Genomic DNA, 23,330 nt, shown 5'->3' on the forward strand with positions numbered 1-23,330 from the left:
GGCACAAAGCCGGTGGCTTTCTCATCCAGAATACAAATCAGGAATCAATATGGAAATTAATAGTAATACCTCAGTAATAAACAATTTTTCCGCAGATGCCTCGGTAAGTAATAATAATTTAGCTATCCTCAGGCAGCCGCTATCGTCGGGCATGAAACAGGATGAAGCGATCGATCTTAAAAACAGAAAAAATCACGCGCTGACCGTAATGCTGTCTGAGCATACCTCCGCTAACCCGGTGAACTTAACAAATTTGGATCTTAGTGGCATGGACTTAACCGCGCATAACTTTAACTGGGTACAGCTGGAAAGCAGCGACTTGAGTCACTCGATTATTACTGGTTGTCCATTCCGCGAAGCCTCACTCTGCTGTGTCAATATGCAACATGTCGAGGCCGCAGGCTGCGATTTTACGCATGCAGAAATGTACGCCATTAATCTCAGTGACAGTAATTTGCAGCATGCCACGCTGAATGAAGCTAATCTGGAAGAAGCCATATTGACGAGGGCTGATCTTACTCATGCCAGTCTGCAAGATATTGATATTGAGCAATTTGCAGACTTTGATGATGCAACAATGCGCGGAGCCCAGCTGCAAAGATCCAATCTCGAAAATGCCTCGATGCGTAATGTTGATCTGACTGACGCGGATTATTCTGAAACCCGTCTGCCGGCCTCCAGCTATGCATAATCTTAATAATCTGTTTGCCGGTTGGCATCGCGGCTGCAACCTTGACCTCGCCGCTCTCTGGCATATAATCCCGAACAAACGACATCGGGTCAGGTATCCATATTGGCAGCCTGCCTCTGGGAGAAATTATCATGAAAAAGTGGTCACACTGGCTGGCAGCCGGCGCGCTGGCGTTCGGATTACACAGCGCACAGGCAGACGACAGCAAAACGCTCTACTTCTACAACTGGACGGAATATGTTCCGCCGGGACTGCTGGAACAATTTACTAAAGAGACCGGCATTAAAGTCATTTACTCGACGTATGAATCTAACGAGAGTATGTATGCCAAGCTGAAAACGTATAAAGACGGTGCCTACGATTTGGTGGTGCCTTCCACTTACTTCGTTGCCAAAATGCGCAATGAAGGCATGATACAAAAAATAGACAAAAGCAAACTGTCGAACTTTACTAATCTCGATCCGGTGCTGCTGAACAAATCGTTTGATCCGAATAACGACTACTCGATCCCCTATATCTGGGGGGCGACCGCGATTGGCGCAAATACGGATGTTATTGATACCAAAACCGTTACCCGCTGGGCCGATCTGTGGAAGCCGGAATATAAGCAGAGCCTGCTGTTAACTGACGATGCCCGCGATGTTTTCCAGGTAGCTTTACGTAAACTCGGTTACTCCGGCAATACCACCGATCCTGAACAGATTAATGCCGCCTATGAAGAGCTGAAAAAGCTGATGCCTAATGTGCTGACTTTTAACTCAGACAATCCAGGCAGCCCTTATATGGAGGGTGAAGTTAATCTGGGCATGGTGTGGAACGGTTCGGCTTACGTCGCACGTCAGGCCGGTACGCCGCTGGACGTTATCTGGCCGCAGGAAGGCGGCATCTTCTGGATGGACAGTCTGTCGATACCGGCTAACGCGAAAAATGTAGAGGGTGCGTTGAAGCTGATTAACTTCCTGCTCCGCCCTGACGTCGCGGCAAAAGTAGCCGAAACCATCGGTTATCCGACGCCAAACCTGGCGGCGAAAAAACTGCTGCCGAAAGCGATGTCCGGCGATCCGTCACTGTATCCGAGCGATGAGGTGATCAAAAACGGCGAATGGCAGGATGATGTTGGCGAAGCCAGTATGCAGTACGAAACCCTGTTCCAGAAGTTAAAAGCCGGGCGTTAAAATGCAGATTCGGCACGGGCGTGGTTCTCGCCGCCCGTGCCGTTGATCTCTGCCCTGCAGATCCTCTGTACCGAAGCTGAAGCGGCTCCCGAACAGAATGATTACTTATACAGCCCCAGCAAAAATGTGCGCACGTACAGCGGTACTACTTGACTGGCCGGACCGTATTTTTTCTCTTCGAACTCGCTACCCACCTGGCTTGGCTCCAGATTCAGCTCTACGGTATGCGCGCCCTGTAATTTGGCCTCGTGGACAAAACCCGCCGCCGGATAGACATGGCCCGAGGTGCCGATAGCGACAAAATAATCAGCCTGTTCAATCGCCTGATAAATCTCATCCATTTGCAGCGGCATTTCTCCAAACCACACCACATGCGGGCGCAGCACCGCAGGAAACTGGCAGCAGTGGCAGCGATCGCCTGGCTTAACATCTTCAGTCCAGTCAAGAATCTGCCCACTCATCGAACAGCGCACTTTCAGCAGTTCGCCGTGCATATGAATCACCCGCTCGCTGCCGGCTCGCTCGTGCAGGTTATCAATATTTTGCGTCACCAGCAGAAAACCGTCACCCAGTACCGATTCCAGCTCTGCCAGCGCCTGATGCGCGGCATTGGGCTGGATTTCCGGCTGCTGCAACTGCTGACGGCGGGCGTTGTAAAATGCCTGCACCAGCGCCGGATCGCGGGCAAAACCTTCCGGCGTTGCCACATCCTCAACCCGATGCTCTTCCCACAGGCCGTCACTGGCGCGAAAGGTACGAATACCCGACTCAGCAGATATCCCGGCTCCCGTCAGAACTACCACGCGCGGCAGCGGATGTGCTGCCAGCTCAGCGCTACGATCACGCTCGAAAATGCGCTGACGAAAGCGTTGATGAATCTGACGCTTGGTCTTTTTGTAGCGTGCGAGTCGCAGTCGGCGACGGGGTGTGCGCATAAAAGCTCCTTTAATTACTTAAGATGAAGGAATGCGGCGCCGCGCATTCCTCCTGCATCGCCATGTCGGGCTTTCGCAAAACGCGGTGGTTTAGCCACCGGTAACAGGTACTTCGCTACCCGCTGTTCCAGCCCGTCATAGAGCGCATCAAAATTAGACAATCCCCCGCCCAATACCACCAGGTGCGGATCGAGCAGCGTCAGCAAATTGCCAAGGCAAACGGCCAACAGTTCACAATATCGCTCGGTATGGGCCTGCGCCAGTGTATCACCCTGATAATAACGGGTGATAATTTCAGGTGCACTGAGAGTCTGCTGATAATGATGCTGCCAGAGCCAGGAAAAACCCGGCCCGGAGAGATAGGGTTCAATACAGCCGCGTTTACCGCAGCCGCACATTTGTAGCGGAATATCGTGACCGAGCACCTCAAGGGCATCAACTGGCAAACGCATATGCCCGTACTCGCCGGTAATGTAGTTACGCCCGGTCACCGGTTTACCGTCAACGATCAATCCCCCGCCAACGCCGGTGCCGAGAATCAGCCCGAACACCACCGGACAGGCCTGAAACTCATCGTCCCAGGCTTCGGAGAGCGCAAAGCAGTTGGCATCATTATCGATGCGTACCTCGCGCTGTAGCCGTTGCGACAGATCGGCCCCAAGCGTTTTACCACGCGCGGCCGGCACGTTAGCGGTAAACAGCGTGCCATCGTCCGGAACCGGCAAACCCGGTACGCCGATACCGATGCTACCGCGTTGACCGCAGACGCTGTCGGCCTCCAGCACTAATTGTTCCAGCGTCGCCAGCAGCTGCTGATAATCATCGCGCGGCGTCGCCACGCGTTTGCTCCACCGCTGCTGGCGTTGAGCATCGTAAACACCAATGGCGATTTTGCTGCCGCCCATATCGAGGCCGTAATACATGCGCTATCCCCTTCGGTATCGGTATTATTGTCCGCTTAACACCCGGGCCGGATCAATACGGCTGGCGCGACGCGCCGGATACCAACTGGCCAGCAGGCTCAGCACAATCGCCGTTGCCAGCACTGATATCACGTCGGTCCAGTGCAGTTCTGACGGCAAAAAGTCGATAAAGTAGATATCACCGGAGAGGAACTGATGGCCAATCAGCTTTTCAATACCGTTAATGACGCTGGTCAGATTGAGCGCGGCCAGCACGCCGACCACTACCCCAGTGACGCTGCCCAGCAGGCCCGCCATCAGGCCATACCAGACAAAGATGGCGCGGATCAGCCCATCTTTGGCGCCCAGCGTACGCAGCACCGCAATATCGCTGCTTTTATCTTTCACCGCCATGACCAGCGTCGACACGATATTAAAGCAGGCCACCCCGATCACCAGCACCATCGCCAGATACATAATGGCGCGGATCATCTGAATATCACGGTACATATAGCCGTATGTTCCTACCCAGCTGCGCAGATAGACATAGGACTGGGTGACTTCACCGGCATCGCGCACCAGTTTATTCGCGCTAAACGGATCGTTAACTTTGATGGCAATTCCGGTGACGTTGTCGCCCATCGCCAGATACTGCTGGGCATCCGCCAGTGGCACCATTGCCAGACTGTGATCGAGCATGCCGCTAAGCTGCAAAATGCCGCTCACCTGCAAGCGCACCCGCTTCGGCTGCAGCAGTTTATGTTCAGTATCACTGTTGGGAATCATAATCGTCAGCCAGTCGCCCTGCTTCAGGCCGAGCGATTTTGCGACCCCACTACCAATAATCACCTGCTGCTTGCCGGCAGCAAAGCTGGACCAGGCGTTATTCTGCACAAATTTTGGCAGCGCACTGAGCTGCATTTCCTGTTGAGGATCAACACCCTTAACCTGAATTGCCTGCAGTTTGGCTCCGCTTTCGATCAGACCGGTGAAATTAATATAAGGTGCAGCGGCGGCAATACCTGGCACTTTTTCAATCCGCGGGATCATCTGCTGCCAGCCGCTAAATGGCTGATTAACCGGTTCGATTTCACCGTGCGGAACCACCGCCAGAATGCGGTTATTCAGCTCACGTTCAAAACCGTTCATTGCGCTCAGGCCGACGATCAATACCGCCACGCCCAGTGCAATACCGACGGTGGAAATTACCGAAATCAGTGACACCATGCCGCCACGCCGACGGCCACGGCTGAAACGTAAACCCAGCAGCAGCGATAACGAAGCAGCCATTACAACGCTCCTGCCAGCGTCAGTTCACCACTCAGCTGACCGTCACGCATCTCCATCTGACGCTTCAGACGTTTGGCAAGATGCAGATCGTGGGTCACGACCAGAAAAGCAGTGCCCTGACGCACGTTCAGTTCACCCAGCAGATCGAAGATGGCATCCGCGTTACGTGCATCAAGATTACCGGTCGGTTCATCGGCCAGCACCAGACGCGGATTGTTTACCAGCGCACGGGCAATCGCCACGCGCTGACGTTCGCCGCCCGACAGTTCAGAGGGACGATGCGCGGCGCGTTTTTCCAGGCCTACCGCGCTTAACATCGCCCGGGCTTTTTCCTGCGCCTCAACTTTATTCACTTTACCGATCAGCAGCGGCATCGCCACGTTTTCCAGCGCGGTAAAGTCCGGCAGCAGATGGTGAAACTGATAGATAAAACCGAGCTCGCGGTTACGCAGTTCGGCTTTGGCCGATGAAGAGAGACTGTTCAGCGACTTGCCATCAAACACCACCTCACCGGAAGTGGGTGAGTCCAGACCGCCAAGCAGGTGCATCAGGGTACTTTTGCCGGAACCCGAGCTACCGACAATCGCCATCATTTCACCCGGCTCAATGCTGAATGACACATTGCGCAGCACATCGGTCTGGACGCTGCCTTCCTGATAGCGTTTGCACAGATCGTTACACTGCAACAGGATCGAATTACTCATAGCGTAAAGCCTCAGCGGGTTGTACGGCGGCAGCGCGCCAGGAAGGATAAAGCGTCGAAAGCAGCGCCACCACCATTGCGGTCAGCGCAATGGCGACTACCTGCCACGGCGAAATCGCCACCGGCAGCGCGGCACCATCGAGGAACATGCCAATCACCGGCATCAGATTATTAAGCTGGCTGGCCAGCAATACGCCGAGCAACGCTCCGAGCAGCGCGCCGATAATCCCGGCGCTGGCACCCTGCACCATAAACACCATCATAATCTGACGGCGCGTCAGGCCCTGGGTTTGCAAGATCGCCACTTCACCCTGCTTCTCCATAATCAGCAGGCCCAGCGAGGTAATAATGTTAAATGCGGCTACCGCCACAATCAGGCTCAGCAGCAGGCCCATCATATTTTTCTCCATGCGCACCGCCTGGAAAAGCTCGCCTTTGCGTTCGCGCCAGTCTTTCCACACCATGCCGTCAGGCAGTTTTTGCTGACTGAGGGTATCGACACTCAGCGGCTTATCAAGCCATAAACGCCAGCCGGTGATATTGCCCGCCGGATAGCGCATCAGGCGTGAAGCATCCTGCTGGTTGACCAGAATCTGATAACCATCCACTTCACTGTTGGCGGCAAAGGTGCCGATAATATTGAACAGGCGCTGGCTTGGCAGACGGCCCATCGGGGTAAACTGGCTGGCAGACGGCACCATCAGACGAATTGAGTCGCCGCGTTTAACCCCGAGTTGCCCGGCCAGTTGCTCACCGAGAATGACGTTGTACTGCCCCGCCTGCAGATCCTGCTGCTTGACATTAACCAGATACGGCGTCAGCGGATCCTGCTCATCAGGCTGGATGCCAAGCATCACGCCGACCGCCACGCTTCGCGCGCTTTGCAGCACCACATCACCGGTGGTTAACGGCGCAACGCGGCTGACTCCCTGAAGTTTCAGGCTCTCTGCCGGTAATTGTTGAGGATTGACCGACCCTTTGTCGCTGGTAATCAGCGCCTGCGGCATCAGGCCAAGAATATTGTTTTCCAGTTCGCGCTCGAAACCGTTCATAACCGACATAACGGTAACCAACGCCATCACGCCCAGCGTGATGCCGATAGTGGAAAGCCAGGAGACAAACCGACCAAAGCGGTCTGACGCTCGTCCGCGCATGTAGCGCAGACCGATAAATAACGCAACAGGTTGATACATGTAATCCGTCTTGTGGCGGTTGCTAATGCAAAGTGTTAAGGATGATAAAGGAGCAGCCCGCTTTATGGAACCACTAAGCCTCTGAGTATGCTGGAAACCCTGTAAAGATAGTGCAGGCGAGCGACTGAATGCTGAAATAATCAACAGTATCGCGGTTTTAATGCCCCTTTTTCCTACAGGGGTATAAGCAATAAACTATAATCAGTGTCAGTCAGAGAGGTTTTCTTGCGCTATTCAGGCACCGGAGTTGTACCATGTTCAGGTATCCCAAAGGCAGTATCGTCAAACATAAAACCGGCCATATCAACGGTATGGTGGTTAACATCTTCGATCAGGGGGATTCTCCCACCGGCTATTACGTCAGATGGGATGATGGCAACCACAGTTACCATCTGGAAGCCGAGTTGTGCTGGGCGAATATCGATCGGCCCAAAATGCACTACACTCAGCAGTCAACGAAATAGCGACCGCTTGCTGGTTTCATCAGGTCTTCGCGCATGATTCGTATGAATAAAATTCCGCTCGCGATCAGGTGATCCCTGGCGCGTTCTGTGAAATCATTACCGCCATAGAATTAATCAAGAGAACGTCGAACCGACTATGCCAGAACAGACTCGCTATTCCCTGCCTGAGAAAGCCGGCGATCGCTCCCTGCTTGGGCAGCTGACCGGTGCGGCTTGTGCCGTTGAATGTGCTGAAATTATCGAACGTCATCACGGGCCGGTAATGTTAATCGCCCCTGATATGCAGAATGCGCTGCGCCTGCAGGATGAAATCCAGCAGTTTACTGACCAGCCGGTGATTAGCCTCGCCGACTGGGAAACGCTGCCGTTCGACAGCTTCTCGCCGCATCAGGAAATCATCTCATCGCGCCTTTCGACACTGTATCAGTTACCGGCACTGCAACGCGGTGTGCTGATCCTGCCAGTTAACACGCTGATGCAGCGCGTTTGTCCGCACAGCTTTTTACATGGTCACGCGCTGGTCATGCAAAAAGGACAGCTGTTATCGCGTGATACGCTGCGCAGCCAGCTGGAGCAGGCAGGCTATCGCAGTGTTGATCAGGTTATGGAACACGGCGAGTACGCCACGCGTGGCGCACTGCTCGATCTCTATCCGATGGGCAGCGAACAGCCTTACCGTATTGACTTCTTTGATGATGAAATCGACAGCCTGCGGGTATTTGACGTCGATTCGCAGCGCACGCTGCAAGAAGTTGAAGCGATTAATTTACTGCCGGCGCATGAATTTCCCACCGATAAAGCCGCTATCGAACTGTTTCGCAGCCAGTGGCGCGAGAAGTTTGATGTAAAACGTGAAGCCGAACATATCTATCAGCAGGTCAGCAAAGGTACACTGCCTTCCGGTATCGAATACTGGCAGCCGCTGTTTTTTGATCAACCCCTGCCGCCGCTGTTTAGCTATCTGCCGGACAACACACTGATCGTGAATACCGGCGATCTGGAAAGCAGCGCTGACCGTTTTCTGCTTGATGTGAATGCGCGCTATGAAAATCGCCGCGTCGACCCGATGCGTCCGCTGTTAGCGCCGGAAAACCTGTGGTTACGCACTGACCAGCTGTTCAGCGAGCTAAAGAACTGGCCACGGGTTCAGCTCAGCAGTGAAATATTGCCAGCCAAAGCCGCCAATACCAATCTGGATTATCAGCCTTTACCGGATCTTGCGGTCCAGGCGCAGGCAAAAGCGCCACTGGATAATTTGCGCCGTTTCCTTGAAACATTTAGCGGGTCGGTCATCTTCTCGGTTGAAAGTGAAGGCCGCCGCGAAGCATTACTTGAGCTGCTGGCGCGTATTAAAGTACTGCCAAAAACCCTTCACCGTCTCGATGAGGCTGGCCAGTCGGGTCACTATCTGATGATAGGTGCCAGCGAACGCGGTTTTATTGATGGCCTGCGCCAGCGTGCCTTAATCTGTGAAAGCGACCTGCTGGGCGAACGCGTCACGCGTCGCCGTCAGGACAGCCGCCGCACCATCAATCCGGACGTGTTAATCCGCAACCTCGCCGAACTGCATGAGGGCCAGCCGGTGGTCCATCTGGAACACGGTGTCGGACGCTATCTGGGGATGACCACGCTGGAGACCGGTGGCATCAAGGCAGAATATCTGATGCTGGCTTATGCCGGTGACGCCAAATTATATGTGCCGGTCTCCTCGCTGCATTTAATCAGCCGATACGCTGGCGGTGCTGATGAAAATGCGCCGCTGCATAAATTGGGTAGCGATGCCTGGTCACGCGCGCGCCAGAAAGCCGCCGAGAAAGTGCGTGATGTTGCGGCAGAACTGCTGGATATCTACGCGCAGCGAGCTGCCAAAACCGGTTTCGCCTTTAAACACGATCGCGAGCAGTATCAACTGTTTTGCGAAACTTTCCCGTTTGAAACCACACCGGATCAGGCGCAGGCAATCAATGCCGTGCTCAGTGATATGTGTCAGCCGCTGGCGATGGATCGCCTGGTGTGTGGTGACGTCGGCTTTGGTAAGACTGAAGTGGCGATGCGCGCCGCCTTCCTGGCGATTGAAAACCATAAACAGGTAGCGGTGCTGGTGCCAACCACCCTGCTGGCGCAACAGCATTACGATAACTTCCGCGATCGCTTTGCCAACTGGCCGGTGCGCATTGAGATGCTGTCCCGTTTCCGTACCGCCAAAGAACAGGCGCAGATTCTTGAACAGGCGAGCGAAGGCAAGATTGATATTCTGATTGGCACCCATAAGTTGCTGCAAAGCGAGATTAAGTGGCGCGATCTGGGATTACTGATTGTCGATGAAGAGCACCGCTTCGGTGTACGTCATAAAGAGCGCATTAAAGCGATGCGTGCTGACGTGGATATCCTGACGCTGACCGCCACGCCCATTCCGCGTACGCTAAATATGGCGATGAGCGGCATGCGCGATCTGTCGATTATTGCGACCCCGCCGGCGCGCCGTCTGGCGGTGAAAACCTTTGTGCGCGAGTATGACGATCTGGTGGTGCGTGAAGCGATTCTGCGCGAAATCCTGCGTGGCGGCCAGGTTTATTATCTGTACAACGACGTTGAGAATATTGAGAAAGCCTCACAGCGGCTGGCGGAGCTGGTGCCGGAAGCGCGCATTGCCATTGGGCACGGCCAGATGCGCGAACGCGATCTGGAACGGGTCATGAACGACTTCCATCATCAGCGCTTTAACGTACTGGTGTGTACCACCATTATTGAAACCGGCATTGATATCGCCAGCGCCAATACCATTATTATTGAGCGTGCGGACCACTTCGGCCTGGCGCAGCTGCACCAGTTACGCGGTCGCGTCGGGCGTTCGCACCACCAGGCTTACGCCTGGCTGCTGACGCCGCATCCGAAAGCAATGACCACCGATGCCCACAAGCGGCTGGAAGCCATTGCCTCGCTGGAAGATCTTGGCGCAGGCTTTGCGCTGGCGACTCACGACCTGGAGATTCGCGGTGCCGGAGAATTGCTGGGTGAAGACCAGAGCGGCCAGATGGAAACTATCGGTTTCTCACTGTATATGGAACTGCTGGAAAATGCGGTCGATGCCCTGAAAGAGGGCCGCGAACCGTCGCTTGAGGATCTCACCAGCAATCAGACAGAAATCGAACTGCGTATGCCATCGCTGCTGCCGGACGATTTTATTCCGGACGTCAGCACCCGCCTGTCCTTTTATAAACGTATTGCCAGCGCCCAGACCGACAGCGAGCTGGAGGATCTGAAAGTCGAACTGATCGACCGTTTCGGCCTGCTGCCGGATGCGGCGCGTAATCTGCTGGATATCGCGGCGTTACGCTTAACCGCTCAGAAGCTCGGCGTGCGCCGCATTGAAGGCAATGAAAAAGGTGGCTTTATTGAATTCGCTGAGAAGAACAAAGTTGATCCCGGCTGGCTGATTGGTCTGCTACAAAAAGAGCCGCAGCACTGGCGTCTGGATGGCCCAACGCGACTGAAGTTTATTCGCGATCTCAGCGAGCGAAAATTACGCATGAAGTGGATGCGCGATTTTATGACGCAGCTGCTGGAGAATGCGGCTTGACTGGCCGATGCTAACCGGACTTAAATTCAATGCCTGGCTGAAGAGTCAGGCATTTTTTAACGGCGGCGTAAAACGGTTAACCAAAGCATTTCTGAATTTTCTTTCCAATGGCATGGCCGCTAATCCAACGGGGTTTTGCCTCACGCGATCGTTATCAGAGGATGTCGGGGATCATCAGGCTAAAGCTGACACCTCAACCTGCCCGCAGCCCCCTCGCCTGACTGAAATTTATCGTCCGGACTGAGAGCAAAGACGTGGTCTATGCAGGCATTGTGTTTTACACTGCGCGCAGCAAAAACTGAGTAGATAAACGATTAAACAGGCGGTAATAGCGATGAACGGAACGATCACAACCTGGTTTCAAGATAAAGGTTTTGGATTTATCAAAGATGAAAACGGTGATAACCGTTATTTTCATGTGATTAAGGTCGCTAACCCGGAGTTGATTAAAAAAGATGCGGCGGTGACGTTCGAACCCACCACCAATAACAAGGGCTTGTCAGCTTATGCTGTAAAAGTTGCACCAGAAAGCAAATACATCTATATCGCCGGCGAGCGCATTAAGCTCACATCGATTAAGTCTTATCTGGTTTACAGCGAAGAAGTGCCTGCCGATACCGGCATCGATAAAGAAAATGCAGTGCTGTCTGTGGGTCTACTGATGAACAGCATCAGGCCGAAATCATCCGCCAAGCCCGGTGAAATGCGCTCGCTGAAAAAACTGGCGATCACCACCTTCCAGGGAACGACGTTAATTTTCTCGGAAGATGAGATAGACGTGGATGACACGGTGAAAATGCTTAAGGTCTAAAGCATTATTTTTCGTTTTTCCGGTTGCTTCGCTGAAATAACGAAGTAAGAATTTACTATTCAGACCAGATGGCGCATACAGCAACTGATACAGACATTGACCCGTAGAGGCTATTATGAGCAATGAAGTACCGATTAAATATTATGACATCGTGGATGAGTATACGACGGAATCCGCTGAACCGGTAAGCGAGTCAGAACGTGACCCGCTGGCACACTATTTCCAGCTGCTCATCACTCGCTTAATGAATAATGAAGAAATCAGCGAGGATGCGCAGAAAGAGATGGCCAGTGAAGCCGGTATCAATGAACGGCGTATCGATGATATCGCCACGTTCCTTAATCAATGGGGTAATGAGTAGCTGCGGTTGACACATCACAAAAAAAATCCGCAAACCAGAAGGTTTACGGATTTTTTATCAGAATAAACCAGCGTTAATGCGCGCCAGTTTACGCCTTATTATTCAGCATCAGCTGGCCTTTACTGTCCAGCGGAATACGGGTCCCCGGATCGTTTTCCATCCGGACTTTGCCCTGCTGGTCGCCGATTTTGTAAGTGACATCGTAACCCAGCATTTTATCATGCTTATCGTAGACCGTTTTGCAGCGCTGCTCGGTGGTGGTGTAGGTATCACGATCCTGCATAGCGCCCTGAACCTGATTACCACCGTAGCCACCGGCCAGTGCGCCAGCAACCGTGGCAACATCACGACCACGTCCACCGCCAAACTGATGGCCTAACACCCCACCGGCGACGGCACCTAATACTGAACCGGCAATACGGTTTTCATCCTGCACCGGGCGACGGTGCGTTAAGGTGACGTTACGGCACTCCTGACGCGGATTTTTGATGGTTTCTTTAATCGGCGTTGCCGAGAGCACCTGAGCATATTGCGGGCCACTGTCAAACATATTCATTCCGGCGACCGCAGCAACACCCAGAGCAGCTGCAACACCAATTCCAATACCCGCCAACATTGATTTATTCACAGGAAATCCTCCTGACATTGTTACCGCGCATTGTTTTGCCATTGCGCGTTCCCTTGCAATTTTGGCCGACTCGGCGTGCGCGACGCGCCGTGGTACATACTGTGGATTTTGCAGAAACTGCGGCAGCGGAACAATCAGACAAATGGACGAATGTAATAAGGAAAGTCTTTTAGGAGTGTTCCTGGAAGCAGGTATTTGATAACAACGTTGGCGGCAGCTTAATTATGTTCTGAAATGGCGGGAATAATCCCGCCATATTACTTAGTGCAGTTTCAGGCGCGGGCGAATCACCCGGTTAATACTGCCTACCAGCATCATCAGGCCGGTTTTGAAATAACCATGCAGAGCAATCTGATGCATACGATACAGCGAGATGTAGACGAAACGCGCAATGCGCCCTTCCACCATCATCGAGCCACGCATAAGATTACCCATCAGACTTCCAACGGTAGTGAAACGGGACAGTGAAACCAGTGAACCATGATCTTTATAAACGTAAGGTTTCAGCGTCTGCCCTTTCATCTGAGCCAGAATATTTTCCAGCGCGCGTGACGCCATCTGGTGCGCCGACTGGGCGCGTGGCGGCACAAAACCGCCGCCTGGCAATGCACAGGATGCGCAGTCACCAATGGCATAGATGTTTTCATCGCGCGTGGTCTGCAAGGTCTCATTGACCACCAGCTGATTGATGCGGTTGGTTTCCAGACCACCGAGATCTTTCATAAAGTCTGGCGCCTTGATACCGGCGGCCCATACCATCAAATCCGCTTCAATAAATTCTCCGGACTTGGTGTTCAGCCCTTTTGCATCGGCACTGGTCACCATAGTTTGCGTCAATACGCGCACGCCAAGCTTGGTCAGTTCCTGATGGGCAGCAGTCGAGATACGCGGCGGTAACGCTGGCAGGATACGCTCACCCGCTTCGACCAGCGTCACGTTTAATGCCTGATTATCCAGGCCTTTATAGCCGTAGCTGTGCAGCTGTTTGACCGCATTATGCAATTCAGCAGACAGCTCAACCCCGGTCGCTCCGCCACCAACGATGGCGATATTCACCTTCTCCTGCACGCCTTCATTCGATGAGAATTTCAGGAACAGGTTCAGCATTTCATTATGGAAACGACGGGCCTGCTGCGGGTTATCGAGGAAGATACAGTGGTCTTTAACGCCCGGAGTACCAAAATCATTGGAGGTACTGCCCAGCGCCATTACCAGCGTGTCATACGCCAGTTCACGCTCGGGCACCAGCAGTTCGCCCTGCGCATCGCGAATTTCGGCGAGGTGCAGACGTTTGGTTTCACGATTGAGATCGGTCACCGTTCCCAGCTGGAACTGGAAATGATGGTTGCGCGCATGTGCCAGATAACTCAGCGCATCAATGCCTTCATCAAGAGAACCGGTCGCAACTTCATGTAACAGCGGCTTCCACAAATGGCTGTGATTACGATCGACCAGCGTGATTTCGGCTTTGTTCTTGCGGCCCAGTTTGCGACCAAGCTGGGTTGCCAGCTCCAGTCCACCGGCACCACCACCGACGATGACAATTTTCTTCATTGGTGTAGTCAAACGACCCCCTCAAAATGTGAACCAATCGTTAATTAAAAGTTAAAATAATATCCTTAATTAACATAGGGTTGGCGAACTTAAATCGCTATCTGAAGGCAGGATAACATGGGCGGGTTACTTGGTCATACCAAAATTGATCGTGGTCAATTTTATTGATTAAAACTCAGATTATTACTCATAAAACTTATGATGGCCGATTGCCAGTCGGCCAAAAGCCGGTGTTAGCCGAGGGTTTTAAACGCTTTAATTCTTTGTAAATGCGGGGAAATATTCTTGAACTTATGGCTTTGCTCTTCATCCCAGACGATCTCATAAAAGCTCTGCAATATTTGTGCGCTGCGCTGATTATCCAGCGCTTCATCATGACGCGACAGCACTGTCAGGCAGCGATCGCGGTTCTTTTCGCGGAAGTTACTGACGCATTTTGTCGCGATATCCAGATACTCTTCCGGCCGGTCGATTTTGCCCGTCATGTTCTCGCCGGGAAACAGGTTGGGATTGACTATCACCTGGCGAATATCACAGAGAAAGCCGATTCTCTCCGCCCAGTATCCCCCCAGACCGACACCGCATATTAACGGGCGATCGTCGGAATTAAGCCGCAGCATCTTGTCAGTCTCTTTGAGTAAATGCTGCATATCATGTTTCGGATGCAGCGTGCTGTAGCTCAGCAAGCGGACATCAGGATCGATAAACTGCAGTTGCAGCACTTTTTCATGATTACCCGGACTATTTGAATCAAAACCGTGCAGATAGATGATCATTGTAATCCTCGCCGATGAGATGCAAACCAACTTTGATAGTATAACCTGCCAGCGCTGACGAAATTGATCGCTGACAGGTTTTGCATGATACCGCGGCTAGCGCTGGCTGAGTTCAGCTTTGTGGGCCAGCCACTGATCGTGCAGCTGGCTTAACTGATTATTCGCCGTTTTCCAGCGTGACGAGGCCAGCAACTGCTGGCGGGTAAAGGTTCCCCGATGATACAGCTGACTGACGCGCTCCGCCCTGCGCGGTGCCAGATTGTCCAGTACGCTAACCGCACCTTCACGGTTATTGCAGACCAGAATCATATCGCAACCGGCATCCAGCGACGCCTGCCCACGCTCGGCATAGCTGCCCATAATGGCCGCGCCTTCCATCGACAAATCGTCAGAGAAAATCACGCCATCAAAACCCAGCTCACCGCGCAGCACGGTTTTCAGCCAGTGTGGCGAACCGCTGGCCGGGCGCGGATCAACTTCCGTGTAGATAACGTGCGCCGGCATAATCGCATCCAGTGCTTGCTCATCAATTAACTGTCGGAAGATTTGCATATCATGCTGACGAATCTCAGCTTCGTCACGCCCGTCACGCGGCGTCTCTTTATGCGAGTCGGCACTGACTGCACCGTGTCCGGGGAAGTGTTTGCCAGTGGTTTTCATTCCGGCTTCATGCATGCCATCAATAAAACGGCGCGCCACGGCCAGGGCAATCGCCGGATCCTGATGAAACGAGCGCTCGCCAATTGCCGCGCTGATATGTCCAATATCCAGTACCGGCGCAAAGCTGATATCGATATCCATCGCGATCATTTCCGACGCCATCAACCAGCCGGCCTGCTGCGCCAGCTCACCTGCGGTGGCACTGTCGTGCAACGCGGCAAAGGACTGCATCGCCGGTAATGAAGTAAAACCCTCACGGAAACGCTGCACGCGTCCGCCTTCCTGATCGACCGCGATCACCAGCCGATTGCGCGAAGCGGCACGAATCTGGCGAACCAGTTCACGTAGCTGTTGCGGATCGTGGTAGTTGCGGGTAAACAGAATCAAACCGCCCACCAGCGGATGCTGTAATATTTCGCGCTCTTCCGCATCCAGTTCATAACCCTGTACATCCAGCATTACCGGGCCAGGCGTGGTCAACTCCATCATATTTGAGATTCCCGTTTAAAAGCAGGCGATCATGCCAGACGATCGCCAAAGTAGTTACAGATGGAAAAATGGCAACAGCGGCGATTAAACCGCCAGCCAGGCGTCAGCGGCAGCCTGATACAAATGAGGATCGCCACTTTGTTCGGCACGTAACTGATACCAGCTGGCCATCAGCAAGCGCAACCACGGCTGCCAGCGCCGCATCTGCCTGTGCAGTACATCCGCATCAATCTGATTATCAGCGGCATACTGCCTCACCAGCGTCGCGCATTGCGCCGCATTTAGCGGATTAGCCGCGGTGATTGCCGCCAGCTCTAACGCGATATCGCCGTCAGCGGCATACTCCCAGTCAATCAGGCGTAAGCGCGACCCGCACTGCAACAAATTGCCGGCATGGACATCCATATGCAGCGGCGCAATACGCAGTGGCCGGGGCTCACCGCGCTGCTGTAAACGGCGCAGGGCGCGTAACCATTGGCAGTTACGCTGCTGGCATTGCTGCCAGTAGCTTTCCAGCAGCGGCAGCAGTTGCAGTCGGTAACCGCTCAGCGGTTGGTGATGCAGCTGGCCGAGTAGCCTTACCAGTTGATCAATCCGCGCGGCGAACTGCTTTTCATCCAGCACTTCGCCGTCCAGCCATTCCAGCAGTAACCAGTGCTGATTACGGCCAATCACCTGCGGCACCAGGCCACTGGCAGCAAAACGTTTAAGCAGCTGATACTCGCGACGACGGCTGACGAACGGAATCGGCTGCGGCGCTTCCCGGCGCGCCAGTATCCGTTGCTGACCAATCATCACGACGCCGGTTAAACCGGTCAGCCCGGCCAGCGGTGAAAAGCAACCGGCGGCCTTAGCCGCCGGGAACTGCTGGTCGATTAACCGTTGCAGTGCAGCATCAGTGCTGTACGTCACCGTTTCCAGACCAGATGATTTCGCCAGTCTGTACCAGCATCAGCTGCATTTGCAGCTCAGGAGATTTCACATCGCCCTGCGCATTGCTGTAAAGCACGTATTGCGCACCGACATAACGCGCCAGTCCAATCGCCTTACTGCGCGACGTCAGGCTGTCTTCCGCCGACAGGCCCAGCGTCTGTTTCGCGGTATTCAGCTGCTGCGGGGTGATCAGGGTAAATTTGCCGTTATTAGCCAGCGAATTTTGCAGTGCGCTGGTGGCTTTTGCCGTCTGCAGGCTACCGTTGGTGCTGTTTTTAATCCGGTCGACTAACAACACGCTGCCTGGCGTAACGCCTTCGGCCTGCAACATTTTTGCCACCAGTGGCTGCACGCTGGCATCCCAGTTGATGGTGACAATCTTCGGCGGTGGCTGCACGGTTTCACCCGGCTCAGGCTGTGCCGGTGGCTGTTCGACCGGTTGCGTCGGCTGTACCGGTTCAACCGGCGCTGGCTGCTGCTGTGATTGATCACCATTAATACAACCGCTGAGAATCAGCGCCAGTAACATCACGCCGGAAAGTTTATAAATACTGCTGGTCACAATTTTCCCCTTAGAGATAGAGATAAAGTCGCACTTTGCTGGCGGTTAGGTTACCCAGTTGCGAAGCGATTTCGACTTTAGCATGTGCAGGCACCACAATCGTCCGCGGGCGCTCAAAAGGCCGGATTTCCAGTCCTTTGTCGTCATACCAGTAAAAGCGATAATTAACCGTTACCGGTTTTTCCTGCTGATTAAACAGCACGGTGCTGGCACGCTGTTGACCGTCCCGTTCACTGATATCAGGCTCATCAGTAATGATCCCTGCTGACAAAACCGCAGACTCCATCACCAGTGACTGTGAAGTATTGATCATTGACTGTTCGCTGCTGCAACCGCTCAGGGCCAGCAACAGGGGTATACCGGCAAGCAAAGGCCGCATAATGGTGTTCCGCTGAGTAATCAATGTGAAAGCATCGGACCGAGAGGACGACCGCCGACCAGGTGCATATGGATATGATAGACCTCCTGACCACCATGCCGGTTGCAGTTGATAATCAGGCGGTAGCCATCTTCCGCAATCCCTTCTTCTTTGGCGATTTTGCCCGCCACGGTGATCATCCGACCCAGCGCCTGCTCATGGGCTTCGCTGGCATCATTAGCAGTGGCAATCAGCACATTGGGAATAATCAATACGTGAGTCGGTGCCTGTGGCGAAATATCACGAAAGGCAGTGACCAGCTCGTCCTGATAAACAATATCAGCCGGAATTTCACGGCGAATGATTTTACTGAAAATAGTTTCTTCAGCCATAGTGCAAATCCTTAGCAGAGAGATAAGTTAACGCAGTATGAGCGAGAAATTCGTTTTCTTTCAACCTTCAAGTCACTTTTCTTTCGCCAACTGCACGGCTTTACATCATTTCCCGCACTCACCGTCTCCACTCGACTCTTTTTGTGCGCCAGCTCGCAAATTTATCGTCCGCATCAAATAAAAATAAAACACTGTTTTATAAATTTAGACTCTGGTCAGCCTGCTCTTTGTATTTTTGCCACTTTTGCCGTCGGGCTTGCAGAATCGCGAAGGTTTAGCCGCCGCTCTCGCTCTACTTTCATGCCAGGCCGTATGCGTTTTCGGCCCCCCCAATTATTCACTAAGCGCTGACCAGGGAGTCTCTCACATGCCCTCTCGTAAGATTGGATTAGCTCATTATCTCGCTTATGGCTCCGGCGACTTCCTCGGCGCAGGCACCACTGCGCTGACGGCAGCCTGGCTACTCTACTTCTATACCACGTTCTGTGGACTGACGCCGATTGAGGCCACATTTATCTTCGCGGCGGCGCGCGTGCTGGATGCGGTCATCAGCCCGCTGATGGGCTTCCTGACCGACAACTTTGGATCTACCCGGCTGGGAAAACGCTTCGGTCGGCGCAAATTCTTTATCCTGCTCGGCATTCCTTGCGTGTTCAGCTACAGCCTGATGTGGGTTGGCGATATGAGCTATCTCTATTATTTGCTGACCTACCTGCTGTTCGACATCGTCTACACCATGATTCTGGTGCCGTATGAAACCCTGGTGCCGGAGATGACCGATGACTTTAAGAAGAAAACCAAATTCTCAGGGGCGCGCATCGCGCTGGCGCAGCTGTCAGCGATCCTTGCCGCCTTCCTGCCGGGCGTACTGTTAGGCATTTTTGGTAAAGATAACGCCATTTCGTTCTTTTACTCCAGCCTGGTGTTCTCGGTGATTTGCGCCGTGGTGCTGACGCTGGTGTGGTTGTATAGCTGGGAACGTGCGCCGGAGGATTTTTCTGCGGAGTCACGCCGGGCCGAAGAGGAAAAAAGTCAGCTGACCCTGATGCAGAGCCTGAAGCGGCTGTATGTCGAGCTGGCCTCCACTTTCCGCATTCGTATTTTCCGCCAGCACCTGGGCATGTATCTCGGCGGCTATATCGCGCAGGACGTGTTTAACGCGGTGTTTACCTGGTACGTGGTGTTTGTGCTGATGCAAAGCGCCCAGATCGCCTCGAATCTGATGGGCACGATGGCGATTCTGCAGTTTGTCGCGGTGATGGGCATGATCCCGCTGTGTATTCGCCTTGGGCCTGCACCGTCCTACCGCCTGGTGGTAATACTGTTTGGCTGCGCGGCCCTCTCCTACGCCGGACTGTGGTATGCCGGAATGAACGACAATCTGTCGCTACTGCTGGTGATTTCCGCAGTCGCCGGGCTGGGTCGTGGCGGAATCAACTATGTACCGTGGAATATCTACACGTACATCGCCGATGTCGATGAGGTGATCACCGGTCAGCGCCGTGAAGGCATTTTCGCCGGAATTATGACGCTGACGCGTAAAGCCTCACAGGCTGGCGCAGTGATGTTTGTCGGCATCGTATTGCAGCTTTCCGGTTTTGTCTCCGGCCAGTCGGTGCAAAGCGAAGCCGTTACCCATACCATCCTGCTGATCCTCAGCGTTGGCACCGTCTGCGTGCTGGCCATTGGCTTCTTTATCTCACTGCGCTTCAAACTGAATCTGCAAACCCACAGCACCCTGCGCGAAGAGACGTTAAAAATGCGCGAGGCGGGTCGTGCAGTGCCGGATCGCATCACGCCGCAGGCTCGCGCCACGGTGGAAGTGCTGGCCGGAATGCCTTACGAGAATCTGTGGGGTAACAACAATATTGGTTTCCTTAATCGCAACAAAGCACCTGCCCCCGCACTGCCAGGCGCAGACACGGGCGCAGTGCCCATCACTCACACGTTGAAAAGATAGGATCGAACGATGACGGTATTCCCTGTAAAACAGAGCGCGTTACTTCGCCAGCCCGAATTTCTGCTGCCACGTGAAGAGCTGACCCAGCTGATCGCCCGGCTGACTGACAACCTGGTGAATATCACTGATACCAGCGGCGAGTTTCTGCTGCGGCTGGATGATGGACGGGTGATCGACACCAAAGGCTGGGCGGGCTGGGAATGGACCCACGGCATTGGCCTGTATGGTATGTATCACTACTATCAGCAAACCGGTGACCCAAAGACGCTGGCGATTATCGACGATTGGTTTGCCGCCCGCCTCGCCGAAGGCACACCGACCAAAAACGTCAACACCGTCTGCCCGTTTCTGACGCTGGCCTATCGCTATGAAGAGACCGGTAATCCAGCGCTGTTGCCGGTTCTGGAGCGCTGGGCAGAATGGGTAATGTACGAAATGCCTCGCACCAAGTGCAACGGCCTGCAACACATTGTTTATAATAATGAAAACCACCAGCAACTGTGGGACGACACGCTAATGATGAGCGTGCTGCCGCTGGCGAAAATTGGCAAGCTGCTGAATCGTCAGGATTACACAGAAGAAGCCAGCTATCAGTTCCTGCTGCATGTGCAGTATCTGATGGATCGACAGAGCGGCCTGTGGTTCCACGGCTGGACGTTTGACGGCCAGCATAATTTTGCCAATGCCCGCTGGGCGCGTGGCAACAGCTGGTTGACGATTGTGATCCCGGAGTTTATCGAACTGATGGACTGGCCGGAAAATCACGCCACCCGCCGCTTCCTGCTGCAAGTGCTGGAGACGCAAATTGCTGCGCTGCAACAGTATCAGCATGAAAATGGGCTTTGGCACACGCTGATTGACGATCGTGACAGCTATCCGGAAGCCTCTGCGACCGCCGGTTTTGCCTATGGCATTCTGAAAGCAGTGCGTAAACGCTATATATCGCGGGATTATCTGCCGATGGCGGAAAAAGCGCTGCAGGGCGTGATTCGTCATATCAATGCCGACGGCGAGCTGACGCAGGTCTCGTTTGGCACCGCAATGGGCAAAGATTTGGATTACTATCGCCAGATCCCCCTTACCTCAATGCCTTATGGTCAGGCGATGGCACTGCTGTGCCTGACAGAATATCTGCGTGTTTATCTCTGACGGTTATCGCTGCACGCATTCTCAGCCATAAAAAAGGGGAGCTTTCGCTCCCCTTTTTACCTGCGGAATCTGGCTTAGTGACTACGGATATAGTCGTCCATTTCCGTTTTCAGGTTGTCAGATTTGGTGCCGAAAATAGCCTGCACACCTGAACCTGCGACCACCACACCAGCAGCGCCCAGTTTCTTCAGGCCAGCCTGATCCACTTTCGCCACGTCGGCAACGCTGACGCGCAGACGGGTAATACAGGCATCCAGGTTAGTGATGTTATCTTTACCACCGAAGGCATTCACCAGGTTAGCCGCCATTTCGTTGGCAGCAGTAGTGCTCTGCTCGGTAGTCGCATCTTCACGACCCGGCGTTTTCAGATTCAGTTTGGCAATCAGTACCCGGAAGACGGTGTAGTAAACCAGACCGTACAGGATGCCGATAATCGGGAACAGCCAGATTTTGCTGCTGTTACCGCTCAGTACGATAAAGTCAATCAGACCGTGCGAGAAGCTGGTGCCGTTACGCATACCCAACAGAATACAGAGCGTAAACGCCAGGCCAGCCAGCAGCGCATGGATCACATACAGAATCGGCGCCACGAACATAAAGGCGAATTCGATCGGTTCAGTGATACCGGTCAGGAACGATGTCAGCGCAGCGGAGATCATGATACCGCCCACTTTGGCACGGTTTTCCGGCTTCGCAGAATGCCAGATGGCAATCGCAGCAGCGGGCAGTCCGAACATTTTAAACAGGAAGCCACCAGACAGTTTACCTGCCGTTGGGTCACCCGCCATATAACGTGGGATATCGCCGTGGAACACCTGGCCCGCTGCGTTGGTGTATTCACCAATCTGCATCTGGAAAGGTACGTTCCAGATATGATGCAGACCAAACGGCACCAGAGCACGTTCAACCACCCCGTAGATGCCGAATGCCATCACTGGATTCTGATAAGCCGCCCACTGGGAGAATTTCTGAATCGCCGTACCCACTGGTGGCCAGATAAATGACAGCACCACACCAAGGAAAATCGCCGTCATACCGGAAATAATCGGCACAAAACGTTTACCGGCAAAGAAGCCCAGATATTCAGGCAACTTAATGCGATAGAAGCGATTAAACATATACGCCGCGATGGAACCGGCGATAATACCGCCGAGCACACCGGTATCGGCAAGGTGTTGCGACGCTATCTCTTCTGGCGGAAGGTTCAGCACCAGTGGCGCTACAACGGCCATGGTTTTCACCATAATGCCGTAAGCCACTACCGCCGCCAGTGCCGAAACACCGTCGTTATTGGTAAAGCCTAACGCCACACCGATGGCGAAAATTAACGGCATGTTGGCAAAAACCGACCCGCCGGCTTCCGCCATAACGTGGGAGACAACGGCGGGCAGCCAGCTGAAGTTTGCTGACCCGACACCCAGCAAAATACCGGCAATCGGCAGAACCGATACCGGCAGCATTAGCGATTTACCAACCTTTTGCAGGTTTGCAAAGGCATTCTTAAACATATTGTGGTGCTCCTGAGTATGATTGCTTTTTTTATCGCGCAGTGCGCGTTGCAAAGGGGGGAGTTCCCTTTGCTGGTGGAGCGTCTGAGCGCTCTCTGGATTTATTACGAAGAGTAAAATAAATCGGCATTATTTTGTTTGATGGTTATCACGTTTCGTGGAACCAATCAGCGCAAACCAGAAAATTTATAGCAAATAACGCTAATATTTTAGCCAAAAAAAAAAGTGCATGCGCTATTTTATGGCGCTGCACTTT

Annotated in this window: 22 protein-coding genes; 8 read left to right on the forward strand and 14 right to left on the reverse strand. The window is 53.4% G+C overall.

The features are described 5' to 3' along the window. Window positions 1-49: 49 nt before the first annotated feature. Window positions 50-691 carry a pentapeptide repeat-containing protein gene (locus ACP3TC_RS12430; protein ID WP_313857067.1) on the forward strand — a complete coding sequence of 214 codons (642 nt, stop codon included), beginning with the start codon at window positions 50-52 and terminating at the stop codon, window positions 689-691. 131 nt (window positions 692-822) lie between these two features. Continuing rightward, window positions 823-1,866: a spermidine/putrescine ABC transporter substrate-binding protein PotD gene (gene potD, locus ACP3TC_RS12435; RefSeq protein WP_426816562.1), complete on the forward strand. Its 1,044-nt coding sequence runs from the start codon at window positions 823-825 to the stop codon at window positions 1,864-1,866. Window positions 1,867-1,967: 101 nt separating this feature from the next. Here potD and cobB read toward each other — a convergent pair whose 3' ends face one another. From cobB to lolC, 5 genes are read right to left on the reverse strand one after another with little or no spacing between them, the layout of a single operon-like run. Continuing rightward, window positions 1,968-2,801 (reverse strand): Sir2 family NAD+-dependent deacetylase, encoded by an 834-nt coding sequence (gene cobB / locus ACP3TC_RS12440; protein WP_313857064.1) that lies wholly within the window; start codon window positions 2,799-2,801, stop codon window positions 1,968-1,970. A 14-nt stretch (window positions 2,802-2,815) separates the two neighbouring features. Next, window positions 2,816-3,724, reverse strand: coding sequence for an N-acetylglucosamine kinase (nagK, locus tag ACP3TC_RS12445; RefSeq protein ID WP_426816563.1), 909 nt, complete (start codon window positions 3,722-3,724; stop codon window positions 2,816-2,818). Between the two features lie 24 nt (window positions 3,725-3,748). Then, window positions 3,749-4,993: a lipoprotein-releasing ABC transporter permease subunit LolE gene (gene lolE, locus ACP3TC_RS12450; protein ID WP_313857061.1), complete on the reverse strand. Its 1,245-nt coding sequence runs from the start codon at window positions 4,991-4,993 to the stop codon at window positions 3,749-3,751. After that, complete coding sequence (gene lolD / locus ACP3TC_RS12455; RefSeq protein ID WP_313857059.1) at window positions 4,993-5,697, reverse strand: lipoprotein-releasing ABC transporter ATP-binding protein LolD; 705 nt, start codon at window positions 5,695-5,697, stop codon at window positions 4,993-4,995. The genes lolE and lolD overlap by 1 nt, the downstream gene beginning before the upstream one ends. Next, the gene (gene lolC / locus ACP3TC_RS12460) at window positions 5,690-6,889 is read right to left on the reverse strand and encodes a lipoprotein-releasing ABC transporter permease subunit LolC (protein WP_313857056.1); all 1,200 of its coding nucleotides are present in this window, start codon (window positions 6,887-6,889) and stop codon (window positions 5,690-5,692) included. The genes lolD and lolC overlap by 8 nt, the downstream gene beginning before the upstream one ends. A gap of 254 nt (window positions 6,890-7,143) precedes the next feature. Here lolC and ACP3TC_RS12465 point away from each other — a divergent pair, with 254 nt between their 5' ends. The 4 genes from ACP3TC_RS12465 (at window position 7,144) to ACP3TC_RS12480 (ending at window position 12,105) form a co-directional block, all read left to right on the forward strand. Then, window positions 7,144-7,353, forward strand: a complete 210-nt coding sequence (locus ACP3TC_RS12465) for a hypothetical protein (protein ID WP_313857054.1) — start codon at window positions 7,144-7,146, stop codon at window positions 7,351-7,353. A gap of 136 nt (window positions 7,354-7,489) precedes the next feature. After that, window positions 7,490-10,933 carry a transcription-repair coupling factor gene (gene mfd / locus ACP3TC_RS12470; protein ID WP_426816564.1) on the forward strand — a complete coding sequence of 1,148 codons (3,444 nt, stop codon included), beginning with the start codon at window positions 7,490-7,492 and terminating at the stop codon, window positions 10,931-10,933. 328 nt (window positions 10,934-11,261) lie between these two features. After that, window positions 11,262-11,744: a cold-shock protein gene (locus tag ACP3TC_RS12475; RefSeq protein WP_313857680.1), complete on the forward strand. Its 483-nt coding sequence runs from the start codon at window positions 11,262-11,264 to the stop codon at window positions 11,742-11,744. 115 nt (window positions 11,745-11,859) lie between these two features. Then, window positions 11,860-12,105, forward strand: a complete 246-nt coding sequence (locus ACP3TC_RS12480) for a YmjA family protein (protein ID WP_313857050.1) — start codon at window positions 11,860-11,862, stop codon at window positions 12,103-12,105. A gap of 88 nt (window positions 12,106-12,193) precedes the next feature. Here ACP3TC_RS12480 and ACP3TC_RS12485 read toward each other — a convergent pair whose 3' ends face one another. The 8 genes from ACP3TC_RS12485 to hinT all read right to left on the reverse strand — a co-directional run bounded on the left by ACP3TC_RS12485 (window position 12,194) and on the right by hinT (window position 18,457). After that, window positions 12,194-12,733: a glycine zipper 2TM domain-containing protein gene (locus ACP3TC_RS12485; protein ID WP_313857049.1), complete on the reverse strand. Its 540-nt coding sequence runs from the start codon at window positions 12,731-12,733 to the stop codon at window positions 12,194-12,196. A 261-nt stretch (window positions 12,734-12,994) separates the two neighbouring features. Then, window positions 12,995-14,299, reverse strand: a complete 1,305-nt coding sequence (locus ACP3TC_RS12490; RefSeq protein WP_313857048.1) for an NAD(P)/FAD-dependent oxidoreductase — start codon at window positions 14,297-14,299, stop codon at window positions 12,995-12,997. A 221-nt stretch (window positions 14,300-14,520) separates the two neighbouring features. Continuing rightward, on the reverse strand, window positions 14,521-15,063 hold the full coding sequence (gene ycfP / locus ACP3TC_RS12495) for an alpha/beta hydrolase YcfP (RefSeq protein WP_426816565.1): 543 nt from the start codon (window positions 15,061-15,063) through the stop codon (window positions 14,521-14,523). A 96-nt stretch (window positions 15,064-15,159) separates the two neighbouring features. Next, window positions 15,160-16,209, reverse strand: coding sequence for a beta-N-acetylhexosaminidase (gene nagZ, locus ACP3TC_RS12500; protein ID WP_313857679.1), 1,050 nt, complete (start codon window positions 16,207-16,209; stop codon window positions 15,160-15,162). A gap of 87 nt (window positions 16,210-16,296) precedes the next feature. After that, a complete protein-coding gene (gene thiK / locus ACP3TC_RS12505) occupies window positions 16,297-17,124 on the reverse strand; it encodes a thiamine kinase (protein WP_426816566.1) in 828 nt (275 codons plus the stop codon). Continuing rightward, on the reverse strand, window positions 17,108-17,674 hold the full coding sequence (lpoB, locus tag ACP3TC_RS12510; RefSeq protein ID WP_390902535.1) for a penicillin-binding protein activator LpoB: 567 nt from the start codon (window positions 17,672-17,674) through the stop codon (window positions 17,108-17,110). The genes thiK and lpoB overlap by 17 nt, the downstream gene beginning before the upstream one ends. A gap of 43 nt (window positions 17,675-17,717) precedes the next feature. Continuing rightward, window positions 17,718-18,086 carry a YcfL family protein gene (locus ACP3TC_RS12515; protein ID WP_313857043.1) on the reverse strand — a complete coding sequence of 123 codons (369 nt, stop codon included), beginning with the start codon at window positions 18,084-18,086 and terminating at the stop codon, window positions 17,718-17,720. A gap of 20 nt (window positions 18,087-18,106) precedes the next feature. After that, a complete protein-coding gene (hinT, locus tag ACP3TC_RS12520; protein WP_313857042.1) occupies window positions 18,107-18,457 on the reverse strand; it encodes a purine nucleoside phosphoramidase in 351 nt (116 codons plus the stop codon). A gap of 367 nt (window positions 18,458-18,824) precedes the next feature. Between hinT and ACP3TC_RS12525 the strand changes: the two genes are divergently transcribed. Together ACP3TC_RS12525 and ACP3TC_RS12530 are read left to right on the forward strand one after the other, a co-directional pair. Further along, window positions 18,825-20,417, forward strand: a complete 1,593-nt coding sequence (locus tag ACP3TC_RS12525; RefSeq protein WP_426816567.1) for an MFS transporter — start codon at window positions 18,825-18,827, stop codon at window positions 20,415-20,417. A 9-nt stretch (window positions 20,418-20,426) separates the two neighbouring features. After that, complete coding sequence (locus ACP3TC_RS12530) at window positions 20,427-21,566, forward strand: glycoside hydrolase family 88/105 protein (protein WP_313857039.1); 1,140 nt, start codon at window positions 20,427-20,429, stop codon at window positions 21,564-21,566. Window positions 21,567-21,640: 74 nt separating this feature from the next. On the opposite strand, the gene ptsG is transcribed toward ACP3TC_RS12530, so the two are convergent. Further along, window positions 21,641-23,074: a PTS glucose transporter subunit IIBC gene (gene ptsG, locus ACP3TC_RS12535; protein WP_313857038.1), complete on the reverse strand. Its 1,434-nt coding sequence runs from the start codon at window positions 23,072-23,074 to the stop codon at window positions 21,641-21,643. Between the last annotated feature and the right edge of the window lie 256 nt (window positions 23,075-23,330).

The sequence above is a fragment of the Winslowiella sp. 2C04 genome, from assembly GCF_050037805.1.
Classification (GTDB): Bacteria; Pseudomonadota; Gammaproteobacteria; order Enterobacterales; family Enterobacteriaceae; genus Erwinia; species Erwinia toletana_A.